The sequence below is a fragment of the Corallococcus terminator genome (assembly GCF_003611635.1).
GTDB lineage: Bacteria > Myxococcota > Myxococcia > Myxococcales > Myxococcaceae > Corallococcus > Corallococcus terminator.
In genome coordinates, this window is sequence record NZ_RAVZ01000109.1 from 15010 (window position 1) to 27568 (window position 12559).

The window sequence follows — 12559 nt, forward strand, 5'->3', positions numbered from 1 at the left end:
GTCAGGTCTCCACCTGTCCCTGGTTGGCGTGGAGGAGCGCGCCATTCAGGACGGGGGTGGTGGCACAGGTGAAGAGGACGTCCGCGATCTCCTCGGGCGCGATGAGCCGCCCGAACGTCGTCTTCCCCTCCACCATCGCGAGCGCCGCGGCGTCCGAGCCCAGATGCGCGCGGAGCATTTCCGTGTTCGTGAACCCAGGACAGACGCAGGCAGTGTGGATCCGCGTCCCAGCGAGATCCTGGCAGGTGGCACGCATCATTCCTACGAGCGCATGCTTCGTCGTCACGTAGGACGCCGCGCCCTTCACGGCCTTCTCCGCCAGCGTGGACCCCACGTAGAGCAGCGAGGAGCCCTCCGTGAGAAGGGGCCGGACCACCCGGTTGAGCACCAGGGGGGCGACGATGTTGACCTCCAGCACGCGCCGCAGGTGGTCCGCGTCCATCGTCAGCGCATCGTCGTGTTCATAGGCGGCGGCGTTGTGCACAACGCAGAGGCGGCCCTGCCCCACGCCGGGGCCGTCTCGCAGTGCGGGGGCGAGCTTCGCCTCCCAGCCCGGGACGGCGAGGTCCACTTCGATGTTCACGACGCCCGGCACGGTGCACGGGTTGCGCGACACGTTCATCACGCGCCAGCCTTCCTGTTGGAAGCGCTCCGCGGTCGCCCGTCCGATGCCCCGGCTGGCGCCGGTGATGAGGGCCCAGTCAGCCACGCTGTCCCCACTCCCAGGTGGCCCACTGTCCGGGGCCTGAAGCGCATTTCACCAACAGGTGCGTGATGCGGTCGCGCGCCATCGCCGCGCCGTCGCCCACCAGTTCCTCGCCGAAGACGCGCGCCAGCTCCTCCAGCGTCACGTTGGCCGCGGGCAGCACCGTCACGTCGCGCGCGAGGAAGTGCAGCTCCTCGCCGTTGAAGTACGCTTTGTAATTGCCCTGCGCGTCCTTCTCCAGGCGCAGGTGCCGCGAGCGGCCAGGCAGGAAGAAGGTCTCATTCCAGGCCTTGCAGCGCGTGATGACGGACTGCTTCAGCGGGCCGTAGTCCGCGAGCAGGCCGTCCTCGGACACCTCGCCCGTCAACGCGACGTAGACGGTGAAGTTGTGCCCATGCAGGTTCTCTCGGTGCGTGGCGGAGAAGATGGTGAAGTGCCCCGCGGAGAACTTCATCTCTTCCTTGTGCAGCTCGATGGTCGTTGTGCGCGCCATGGGGATGGCGGAGGGCTTAGCACCAAGAACGGAGGGAGCGGAACCCTCCTGGCCGCCTCCGTTCACCCTCCGCCACCTGCTCCCCTGCCCTCCGTTTCCAGGAGGACTAGAAGAGGAAGTCGGTGGTCAGGAAGTCCGACTCACGACGGGTGAGGATGGACTGGACCAGGGTGGTGTTGTCGGGCGTCGTCTTCGTCGCCACCAGCGTCCGGATGGAGAACACCCGGAGCGCGTCCGCGACCGACAGGGTGCCTTCCGCGGAGTCCTTGCGGCCGTTGAACGGGAACGTGTCCGGCCCCCGCTGGCACTGGCAGTTGAGGTTGATGCGGCCCACCTGGTTGGAGAACGCGTCGATGAACCGGCCGATGCGCGCCGAGTCCTTCCCGAACAGGCTGAGCTGCTGGCCGAACTGAGACTCCACCACCAGCCGGACCGCCTCCGCGTCGTCGTCGAACACCATCACCGGGACCACCGGGCCGAACTGCTCCTCGTGGGCAAGCCGCATCCCCTTCGTCACCGGGTACACCACCGTGGGCGCGTAGAACGACCGCGACGACTGGCCGCCTGTCGTGTTCACCACGCGGGCGCCCTTGGACACGGCGTCGTCCACCAGCCCCTGGAGGTACGCCGCCTTGCCCGGTTCAGGCAGCGGCGTGACGGCGACGCCCGGGTCCCAGGGCATGCCGGGCTTGAGCTTGTCCACCGCGGCCGTGAACTTCGCGAGGAACGCGTCCACGATGCTCCGGTGCACCACCAGCAGCTTGAGCGCCGTGCACCGCTGGCCGTTGAAGGACAGCGTGCCGGTGATGCACTCCTTCACGGCGTTATCCAGGTCCGCGTCCTCCAGGATGATGGCCGGGTTCTTCGCGTCCAATCCCAGCACCGCCTTGAGCCGGTGCGGCCGGGGGTGCATCCGCTTCAGCTCGCTGGCGCCCTTGTTGGTACCGATGAAGGCGAACAGGTCCACCTGCCCGCTCTCCATCAGCGCGCCCACCGTCTCCCGGCCCCGGCCGTAGATGATGTTGATGACGCCGGGCGGGAAGCAGTCGCGGAAGGCCTCCAGCAGCGGGCGCACCAACAGCACGCCGAACTTCGCTGGCTTGAATACCACCGTGTTGCCCATCAGCAGCGCGGGGAAGAGCGTGCTGAAGGTCTCGTTGAGCGGGTAGTTGTACGGGCCCATGCACAGCGCCACGCCCACCGGGCCCCGGCGGATCTGCGCCATGATGCCCTGCTCCTGCACGAAGCGGGACGAGGTGTGATCCAACTCCTTCAGCGCGCGGATGGTTTCGACAATCAGGTCGACGGTGCGGTCGAACTCCTTCTCCGAATCCGGCTGCGTCTTGCCAATCTCCCACATCAGCAGGTTCACGACCGCCGTGCGCTGGGCGTGCATCGCGACAAGGAAGCGCTCCACGTGCTCGATGCGCTGGGCCACCTTCAGGGTGGGCCACACGCCCCGACCCAGGTCATAGGCCTTCACCGCCGCCGCGAGCGCGGCCAGGGACTCGCGCGAGGTGAGCAGCGGCGTCGCGCCAATCACCTTCTGCTGGAGCCCTTCGGGCGTGCGGAGGAACACGGGGCTCTGCACGGGGTTGAGCTCGCCCGCCCAGGTGCGCAGCTCGCCTCCCACCAGGTACTCGCGCTGCTCCAGATAGGCGGGAAGCCGTACACCGGGAGGAATCTGCGCGTCGGTGGGGAACAGGTCGTCGAGTGCCGTCGTCATGGGCGCCCTTTCTAACGAAGCTCCCCGCCTGCGGCACCAAATCCCTCGCGGACCGATGTGGGTGTGGGCGCTGGACGCTCGCGCCGGGGCCCGCGTTCCCGTCATGATGAAACCATGATGAGGAGACGAGCCTCCCGTGCGGTTCGATGCGGGGTGCATCGGGATGATGGCTCCACCCTGATGCACCGAGGTGGCCCACGATGACGTCCCTCCTTCGCAGTCCCCTGTCCGCACTCCTGCTGCTGTTCGCCATGCCCGTGCTGGCCCAGCCCGACGCTGGCGCCGTGGGCACGGGAGTCATCATCGGCACCATCAGCGACATCGATGCGAAGACACCCGTGGCGGATGTCGTCATCACCGCCACCGCCAGCACGCTGCAGCGCGAACAGATCGTCGTCACGGATGCGCAGGGAAACTACCGCATCCCCCAGCTCCCCCCGGGCGTCTACACGCTGCGCTTCGAGAAGGAGACGTACAAGCCCCATGCGCGGGTGGACATCCAGCTCAAGGCGAATCGCACCCTCCGGGTGAACGTCGAGCTGGTGCCCGACACCTTCATCAGTACGGTCAACGTCATCGGCGCTCCGCCCACCGTGGACGTGGGCTCCACGAACACCGGCGTGAACGTGGACCAGGAGTTCATCAAGCGCATCGCCGTGAACCGCCCCAGGGGCAGTGGCGGCGCTTCACGCAGCTTCGAATCCCTGGCCGAACTCCCGCCGGGCTCCGCGTCCGATTCGTACGGCGTCTCCCTCCATGGCTCGGGCACGCAGGGCCTCACCGAGGGGGGCTACGTGACGGATGGCCTGAGCACGCATGATTACATCAGCAGCGACGGCAGCAGCAGGAACGACCGGCAGCGTGCTCCGGCCTGGGCCCTGCCGTACATGCACATCGTCGTCCCGGACGGCACCCCACGGACGGTGTTCCGCGCACCCGAGGTCCCCCGGGGACCGGTGTCCCTGGGCCACGACACCGTGAGCGTCACTCCACCGGAGCGCACCGTGGCCCCGATGGGGAAGCGCTTCTTCGACATGTACTTCAAGGGCCACGGGGTGAATCCCACGGTGGACACCGAGGAGGAGCGCTTCTCCACCTTCTCCGTGGACACGGACACGGCCTCGTACACGCTGACGCGGGCCTACCTCCAGCGCGGCTCGCTGCCGGATGAGCAGGCGGTGCGCGTGGAGGAGTTCGTCAACAGCTTCGACTACGGCTACCCGGCCGCGCCGGACGCCGCCTTCAGCGTGAACGTGGAGGGCTTTCCGTCCCCCGCGCGCAAGGGCTACCACGTGGTGCACATCGGAGTGAAGGCGCGTGAGGTGACCCACGCCCAGCGCAAACCCAGCCATCTGGTGTTCGTCATCGACGTGTCCGGGTCCATGAACCTGGAGAGCCGGCTGGGGCTGGTGAAGCGGGCGCTGCACCTGCTCGTGAATGCGCTGGATGAGCGGGACCAGGTGTCCATCGTCGCCTACGGCAGCGAGGCGCGGCTGGTGCTCGGGCCCACCCATGCCACGCAGAAGTCCCTGCTGCGCGCCGCCATCGACGGGCTCTCCACGGAGGGCTCCACCAACGCGCAGGCGGGCCTCGAAATGGGCTACGCCCTGGCCGCGAACCACCTCCAGAAGGGCGGCATCAACCGCATCATCCTGTGCTCGGACGGCGTGGCCAACAGCGGCATCACCGACCCGGACGGCCTCTGGGCTCGGGTGAAGGAGCGCGCGGCGGCGGGCATCACCCTGTCCGCGGTGGGCTTCGGCATGGGCAACTACAACGACGCGCTGATGGAGCGGCTGGCGCAGGTGGGCGAAGGCAACTACGCCTATGTGGACGCGCTGGACGAGGCCCGCCGCATCTTCGTGCAGAACCTGAGCGGCACGCTCCAGGTGGTGGCCAAGGACGTGAAGCTCCAGGTGGAGTTCGACCGCAAGACGGTGTCCCGCTACCGCCTCATCGGCTACGAGAACCGCCTGCTCACCCGGCAGCAGTTCTCCGACGACAGCGTGGATGCGGGCGAGGTGGGCGCGGGCCACGCCGTCACCGCCCTCTACGAGGTGAAGCTGCGCGAAGCGTCCCGGCCCACCTTCGGCACGCTGCGCATCCGCTACAAGCAGCCCGAGGGCGGCGATTCGCGCCTCATCGAGAAGGACATGCCCTCTTCCCTCATGCGCCCCGCCTTTGAGCAGACCGCCCCTCCCACACGCCTGTCCTACGTCGCGGCCGCCTTCGCGGAGAAGCTGCGCGGCTCCTACTGGGCGCGCCCGCTCACCTACGATGCGCTCGTGTCGCTGTGGGAGGAGCTGGGCACGCCCTTGAAGGACCGGGAGGACGTGGCGGAGCTGGGGACGCTCATCCGCGAGGCGCGGAAGCTGGACCGCCGCACGGACCGCTTCGAATACTTCGCGCCGGTGCGCACCATGGACGCCGACCGCATCCCCACCATCAAGTAAGGCCTCGCCCGAATGCTCCGCAGGCTGCTGCCCACCCTCGCTGCCCTCGTGCTCGGCCTCGCCGGGCTCGGGGTCGGCCTGGGCTACCTCCAGCGCATCTTCGCCGCCGAACGCGAGGATGCGCGGGCCTCGCTCCAATCCCGGCGCGAGGTCCTGGAGCAGTACGCCCGCGTCTCCCTGGGGCAGGCGCTGCGCGAAGGGCTGGAGTCGGCGCGTCCCACGCTGGAGGCCGCCAAGACGGATCCTCTGGTGGCCGCTCAGGGCTTGTACCTGCGCGAACAGGAGGAACAACTGCTGCCCCGGCTGGCCCTCTTGGATACCGCCGGGGACTCGCCCGCGAAGGACCGCTACGCGCGGCTGCGTGCGGGACAGGAGCTCGCGGACGAGGACGAAGGACCGTGGCGAGAACGCCTGGAGCAGATGCAGGCGGTGGAGCGGGCCCTGGCGGCGAAGGACCCGAAGGCCACCCTGCTGGCGGTGATGGCGCTCTTGCAGCACCGGACCCGCTTCGTGCTGGCGTCCACGCGCGACCTGCCGTCGCTGCTGGTGGTGCTGGAGGACGTGGCGGCCAGGGGCGACTTGGTGCCCGACCTGATGCGGGGGCTGGTACGCGAGGGGCTCCTGGATGGGCAGGGCGGAGGCCGGCTGGAGGGCTTGCAGCGGTTGCTGCTGCTCAAGCGCTCGCGCTTCACGCCAGAGGACTTCGACTTCCTGCGCGGACGGGTGGCGGCGCTCTCCCTGCGCGTGGGCGTACCGGTGGCGGATTTCGAGGCGCGGGCCCGGGAACTGACCGCCACGCCGCTGGAGCTGCCCGCGTCCGTCCCGGAACCGCTGCTGACGCGGACGGGCTGGTACCTGGAGCCGCACCCGCCACGCGGCGCCCAGGGCCTGGCGCTGAACCTGCCAGGACTGATGGAGGGACTCACCCGCGAGATGCGCGAGCGGGGCCTCCTGGAGCCGGATGGCCGGGTGTCCCTGCCGGGGGACGCGCAAGTGCGAGTGCTCGCGTCGCTGCCGGTGGCGGTGGAGTCCTCCGCGTGGACGAAGGGCGAGGCGGCGCTGGAGAACCGCTACCGGCTCAAGTCGCTGATGCTGGTGCTGTGCGCGGCTCTGGCGCTCACCATCGCGGCGCTGGCCTTCGTGGCGCAGCACCGCAAGTACCGCTTCCTGGAGCTGAAGAGCGACTTCGTGGCCACGGTGTCGCACGAGCTGCGCACGCCGCTGGCCTCCATCCGTCTGCTCGCGGAGACGCTGGAGTGGCGTCTGGCGGAAGGCGCGGACGCGAAGGACTACCCCGCGCGCATCATCCACGAGGCGGATGGGCTGGGCTTCCTGGTGGAGAACCTGCTGTCCTTCAACCGCATCGACAAAGGGCGCTGGGTGCCCCGGCTCGCGCCGGTGCGGCTGGATGAGCTGGTGTCCGGCCTGCGCCGGGACCTGGAGTCAGGAACGCCGGTGCCGGTGGAGCTGACGGCGGACGTGGACGCGCGCGAGCTGAACGCGGACGCCCAGCTCTTGCGGCTGCTGCTGGCGAACCTGGCGCGCAATGCCTGCGCGTACAACACCCGCAGCCCCGTGCGCCTGCACGTGGCGACGCTGCCCGGAGGACGGGTGCACTTCACGGACAACGGCACCGGCATCCCGGAAGCGGAGTGGGAGCGCGTCTTCGGCGAGTTCCATCGGCTGTCCGGCAGGAGCGGCCGCGAGGTGCCCGGCAGCGGACTGGGGCTCGCGCTGTGCCGCCGCATCGCCCGCCTGCATGGGGGCACGCTGCGCGTGGCGGCCTCCAGCGACGAAGGCACCACGTTCGAATTGACCCTTCCTGAAACGCCCTCCAGCGCACGGCCCCGGAGCACCGCATGAGCACCGCCGCCCCCACCCTGCTCGTCGTGGAGGACGACCCGAACCTGCGGCTCGCGCTGCGCGACAACCTGGAGCACCAGGGAGGCTACGCGGTGGAAGAGGCCGCCACGGTGCGGGAGGCGCGCGAGCATCTGGCCCGCCGCGACTTCCAGCTCATCCTGCTGGACGTGATGCTGCCGGACGGCGACGGCTATGCGCTGTGCCGTGCGTTGCGCGAGGAGGGCTCCAGTGTGCCGGTGCTGATGCTCACCGCGCGCACGCTGGAGGAGGACGTGGTGCGGGGCTTCGAGGTGGGCGCGCAGGACTACCTGGGCAAGCCCTACCGGCTGCGCGAACTGCTGGCGCGCGTGGGCGCACAAGTGAAGCGCGCGGGTGGCGTGCCGGCGAAGCTGCTGCGCTTCGCGGGCCACAGCGTGGACCTGGACCGGCGCCGGGTGGTGACGCCGGAGGGCGCGGAGGTGGAACTGACACGCAAGGAGTTCGACCTGCTGGTCTTCTTCTTGCGCGAGCGCGAACGGGCCCTGCGGCGGGACGAAATCCTGGATGCCGTCTGGGGCACGGACGTGGTGGTGGATCCGCACACGGTGGATAACTTCGTCTCCAGCCTGAAGCGAAAGCTCCAGTGGAGCCCCACCTCGCGCTTCTCCATCCAGACCGTGCGCGGTGTCGGCTATCGGATGGAGGTGGAGAAGAGCCCCTGAGCCCTGGGGTAGCGTGCCTAGCCTGCCCGGGCCGGCGGATGGACCGCACGAACACACGGAAGGCACGAAGACATGCTGAAATCCACGGGAGCACTCGTTGTCGCGCTGATCACCCTCATCCCCCTCCAGGGTCAGGCCCAGAAGCAGGACTGCGCCACGGCGTTCGACGCGGTGGCCAAGGCAGGCCAGTTGGACAACGCGGAGGCGCTGATCAGCAACGACTGCGTCATCATGTACACGGAGAACTGGCGGGAGGGCGCGGGCAAGAAGAATGACGCGGTCTGTGGTCCCGCGTGGAAGGCCCTGGAGGCCTCGGGCGCCACCGCCAACGTGCGCTCGCTGTTCATCCAGAACTGCGCCGTCACCCACATGACCGGCTGGAAGGCGTTGTCCCAGCCCCAGTCCGCCGCCGCGGGCCAGTGCTCCATCAGCCAGCTCATGACCGCGCAGCAGAAGGTGCAGGAGCAGCAGACGGCCCTCTGCAAGAAGGTGGGCAAGGGCAGCGTCGACGCGGAGGTCGCCAAGAAGGTGCAGGCGTGTTTCGACACCCATGTCACCCCGGCCGTCGCCAAGGCGCCGGGCCTGAAGCAGTTCGTCAATGAGTGCGTCGTGCAGAAGAACGCCTGGGCCCCTGACTCCATGTGCAACAGGAAGCAGCAGTCGGCCGTCACGTCCTGCCAGACGAAGACCTTCAAGGCGAAGAAGGCCGCGCTGACGAAGGAGCTCACGAAGAACCTCGGCAGCCTGTGCGAGCCGGCCGACGCGTACGCCACGTGCATGGCCGAAGCGACCCGCTAATCCCAGCCATCCCTCCGCCCGGCGCCTTCGTCCCGCGCCCGGGCGGTTTCGTCACATAACGCCCGCTCACACCGGGGTGTGCCGGTACTCCTCCGGGACTTCGTGCGCCCTTCGCACGACTCCCGAGGAGTCACCGTGAAAGCCTTTCCCGCTGTCCGCAGCACCTTCCTGGCGAGCGCGCTCGTCCTCACGTCCCTGCCCGGCTGCCAGGGTCCGGACGCCCCAGACACCGGAGCGCAAGAGGACCTCCAGACCACCGCCCAGGCCATCACCTGTTCCTCGGTGTTGCCGGCGATGACGGGCCCCACGACGCCAACGGGCGCCGTGACGCGCTCGGGGGTCTACAACTCCTCGTACGAGGCCTGGCAGGCGTTCGACGCGAACAATGGCTCGCTGTGGATCTCCGCGCTGAACCAGACGCCGGCATGGCTTGCCTACCAGGTGCCCGCCGGCACCGCCGCGGTCCACCGCTATGCCCTCGCGTTCGCCAACGGCCCCAGCCTCACCACTCGCGCGCCCAAGGACTGGACGTTCCAGGGCTGGAACGGCTCTTCCTGGGTGGTGCTGGATACGCGCACGAACCAGACGGGCTGGGGCGGGTTCGAGCGGCGGGAGTTCACGCTGGCCGCGCCCGCGTCCTACAGCCAGTACCGCCTGCACGTGACGGACGACAACGACACCCGTGCGGGGGTGGTCGTCATCTCCCTCAACCGGTTGGAGTTGATCACCTGCGTGAACGACGGCATCACCAACCCCGTCACGGCCCTGTGGACGCGCACCTCCGGGGCGGTGTCCACGCCCGTGCGCGTGCATGACCTCGTGGGAGACCCGGCGGGACGTTCGTACATCACGGGCTTCACGACGGGCGGACTGGCCGGCAGCCCGATGATTGGCGGGATGGATGCATTCCTCCACGCGCGCGACTGGAACGGCGACAACATCTGGTCGCTCCAGCTTGGCGTACCGGACAGCGTCACACTGGGCTACGGCATCGCGACGAACCGGACGTGGGAGGAGATCTACGTGGCCGGCTTCACGGACGGAGCGATGGACGGCACGCCCAAGGTCGGTGCCCGGGATGCGTTCGTGACGAAGTACCGCTACACCGGCGTCCGCCAGTGGACCCGGCTGCTCGGCGTGGCAGGGACCTCCACGGAGGGCTATGACGTCGCGGTCGACACTGCGGACAATGCCTTCGTCGTGGGCACGACGCTGGGCGGCATGGATGGCAACACCCGCACCGGCCCCCAGGATGTCTTCGTGACGAAGTACGACGCCGCGGGCATCAAGCTGTGGACCCGGCAGATGGGCGCGGCCAGCCAGAACACGGTGGGACGGCGGGCGGCCACCGACGCGGCCGGCAATGTCTATGTCTCCGGTTGGACCTACGGAGGACTGGACGGTAACACCCGGGTGGGCGCGCAGGACGCCTTCGTCATCAAGTACGACAGCGCTGGCGTGAAGCAGTGGACCCGGCAGCTCGGGTCCTCGGGCAACAACGTCTGGCTGTATGGCTCGGCGACGGATGCGGCGGGCAATGTCTATCTGACGGGCCAAAGCGGCGGCGGTCTGGATGGGAACCCGAACCCCACCCCGGGCGGTGATGTCTACCTGGCCAAGTACGACCCTTCCGGCAACCGGCTGTGGACCCGGGAGTTCAGCGCGGCGAATGGCATCTGGGCGTCGGGCATCTTCATCGACACGACGGGCATCTACGTGAGCGGCGGCGCGCAGGGCGACGTGGGCAACATCGCCAACGCCACGTTCGTGAAGGGGCACAACTACGTCGCGAAGTTCGACACGGCGGGCAACCGGCTGTGGGTGGTCCAGCAGAACCCGGCGGTGTCGCCCGCGGGAGGGCAGGCCTCCGTCTACAGCAATGGCGTGAACCGGGAGTCCAACGGTAATCTCTACCTGGGGGGCTATACGGACGGGAACTTCGGCGGCAACACGCTGGTGGGGACCTCCGACGCGTTCGTGACGAAGCTCGCGGCCCCCTGAGGCGCGGGCAAGGGGCAGCGCGGCGCACGGGGCGCCGCGCTGTCACTCCTCCGCTTCGGCGGGGATACCCTGGACGACGGCGCGGGCCCGGGTTCGCGGTTCGCCCTCGGGGTCGGAGGCGAGGAACGCGGCGAGGTGCTCGCGGGCCTCGGTGTAGCGGCGCAGGCCGACGAGGGCCTTGATCTCCAGGCCCCGAACATCCCGATACTCACCGAGTTCCGCCGGGGTGGTCGCCACGGACCAGGCCGCGAGGAAGGCACGGCAGGGCGCGAGGGCCTCCGCGTGGAACCGCTTCTCCGCGGGGAGGCGACAGCGCTGGTAGTCCAGCCTCCGGCGGGCCTCGGTGTCAGGCCGTCCCAGTGCTTCGAGCCGGGTGATGTCCCGCGTGGCCCGGTCTTCTTCCGCACGAAGCTCCTCCTGCATCATCCGATGGCCGTCCTCCGCGTCGGCACGAAGGGTGAGGGTGCTCCGCACGATGGCATCGACCGCGGGCACCAGGGCGCTGCCCGGATACGTCTGGCGGAAGGTGGGGCCGAGGCCCAGGACCGTGTCCCACTGCTCCAGGTTCCGGGCGGCGTGGATCCGCAACCAGGCGGCCTGTTCGGCCGGAAGTCGTTGCAGGTGGCGGGGCAGGTCCAACTGGGAGATGCGCTCGGCGTCCCTCGCCAGCGAACGCCAGCGCTCCCGGTTCGCGTGGGCATCGAGCAACGTCAGCGCAGCCTCGGACCGTTCTTCAGGAGGACGGGTCGTGTCTTCCATGACGGCGCGCAGCCGCTCGCTCTGGACGGATTGGGAAGACAGCGGCGGCCGTCCCGGTGTCACGGGCCGGGGCTCCACACGGGCCAGGGCGCCGTCCAGTGGGGACGGGGACGGACGCGCTACCGCACCCACCGGTAGGGCTTCGACACGGCGCGATGTCGCCCCCGTTGATGAGACACGCGAGGGAACCGACTCCAGGCGCGCCTCCGTCTCCATCAACGAGGAAGGCTCGACCGAACGTGCGGTCCCACGCGGCGATGCAGCATTCGCGAAGGCCTGGCCCAGACGTGTGCCCTGCTCCGACGTCACGGAAGGTGCGCCTGTCCCTGCCGCGCCCTCCGTCGATGAAGCGCTCGCGGGAGCCAGGTCCAGGCGAGAGTCTCCGACCACGACAGTCGCACCCGGACGCGCCGCGCCCCCCACCGGTTCTCCCGGCACGATGACGGACTCCACCTTCGCGGTCGGACGCCTCAGGAAGACCGCGACGCCCGGCAGCGCGAGCCCCACCGCCACCAGCAACGCAGTAAGCACCGTGGACACGTGGCCACCGCGCGAAGACCGCGGCTCGGCGACATCGTCCTCGGCTCCCTGGACATACAGGGTGCCGTCCCGTGACTCGGGTGGACGCGCGGGAGGATCATCATCAGGGTCGGGCCCCGGGGCGCTCTGGGTCACGGCGCGACGGGACGTTAGCCGAAGCGGAGGACCCTTTCCGTCAGCCCCCGCATGAAAGCCGGTGGCACCCGCTGAGCAGGTCGCCAGAAATCGTGACCCAATTCCACGATCCGAAGGGCTCCTCAAGGACGCGCGCCTTGCGGAGCGCGGCCGTGGGCCGCGGCATCGCGCTGGCTCGGACGCCTGGACGGGTCCATGGACGGAGGCATCCGCCGGGCACTCTTCGCGCCGAACCTGTCCGACTGTCGGACAGGTTCACGCCACCTGAAGCCACGGGCCGCGCCGGATCGCCAGAGCGGCGAAGACGGTGGGTCCTCAAGTCCATGTCAGACGTCTCTGATTGGGTAGCGGAGGCTCGGGCGAGGAGGGCGATGGGGATGGGGA

Annotated in this window: 9 protein-coding genes; 5 read left to right on the forward strand and 4 right to left on the reverse strand. The window is 69.2% G+C overall.

The annotated features are described in order from the left end of the window. Nucleotide 1: 1 nt before the first annotated feature. From D7V88_RS17355 to D7V88_RS17365, 3 genes are all read right to left on the reverse strand, one after another. The gene (locus tag D7V88_RS17355) at nucleotides 2–709 is read right to left on the reverse strand and encodes an SDR family oxidoreductase (RefSeq protein ID WP_120541758.1); all 708 of its coding nucleotides are present in this window, start codon (nucleotides 707–709) and stop codon (nucleotides 2–4) included. Beyond that, a complete protein-coding gene (locus D7V88_RS17360) occupies nucleotides 702–1199 on the reverse strand; it encodes a 6-pyruvoyl trahydropterin synthase family protein (RefSeq protein ID WP_120541759.1) in 498 nt (165 codons plus the stop codon). The genes D7V88_RS17355 and D7V88_RS17360 overlap by 8 nt, the downstream gene beginning before the upstream one ends. Before the next feature lie 106 nt (nucleotides 1200–1305). Further along, on the reverse strand, nucleotides 1306–2925 hold the full coding sequence (locus tag D7V88_RS17365) for an NADP-dependent glyceraldehyde-3-phosphate dehydrogenase (protein ID WP_120541760.1): 1620 nt from the start codon (nucleotides 2923–2925) through the stop codon (nucleotides 1306–1308). Between the two features lie 200 nt (nucleotides 2926–3125). On the opposite strand from D7V88_RS17365, the gene D7V88_RS44440 reads away from it, so the two are divergent. From D7V88_RS44440 to D7V88_RS17390, 5 genes are all read left to right on the forward strand, one after another. Next, entirely contained in the window at nucleotides 3126–5378 is a 2253-nt protein-coding gene (locus tag D7V88_RS44440) for a YfbK domain-containing protein (RefSeq protein ID WP_120541761.1), read from the forward strand. A gap of 12 nt (nucleotides 5379–5390) precedes the next feature. Continuing rightward, nucleotides 5391–7241, forward strand: coding sequence for a sensor histidine kinase (locus D7V88_RS17375; protein ID WP_120541762.1), 1851 nt, complete (start codon nucleotides 5391–5393; stop codon nucleotides 7239–7241). After that, nucleotides 7238–7942: a response regulator transcription factor gene (locus tag D7V88_RS17380; protein ID WP_120541763.1), complete on the forward strand. Its 705-nt coding sequence runs from the start codon at nucleotides 7238–7240 to the stop codon at nucleotides 7940–7942. Before D7V88_RS17375 ends, D7V88_RS17380 begins: the two co-directional genes overlap by 4 nt. A 72-nt stretch (nucleotides 7943–8014) precedes the next feature. Then, complete coding sequence (locus D7V88_RS17385) at nucleotides 8015–8740, forward strand: hypothetical protein (protein ID WP_120541764.1); 726 nt, start codon at nucleotides 8015–8017, stop codon at nucleotides 8738–8740. 135 nt (nucleotides 8741–8875) lie between these two features. Further along, on the forward strand, nucleotides 8876–10741 hold the full coding sequence (locus D7V88_RS17390) for an SBBP repeat-containing protein (protein WP_120541765.1): 1866 nt from the start codon (nucleotides 8876–8878) through the stop codon (nucleotides 10739–10741). 42 nt (nucleotides 10742–10783) lie between these two features. Here the strand turns inward: D7V88_RS17390 and D7V88_RS17395 are convergent, their stop codons facing one another. Next, entirely contained in the window at nucleotides 10784–11563 is a 780-nt protein-coding gene (locus D7V88_RS17395) for a hypothetical protein (protein WP_147448761.1), read from the reverse strand. Nucleotides 11564–12559: the final 996 nt, after the last annotated feature.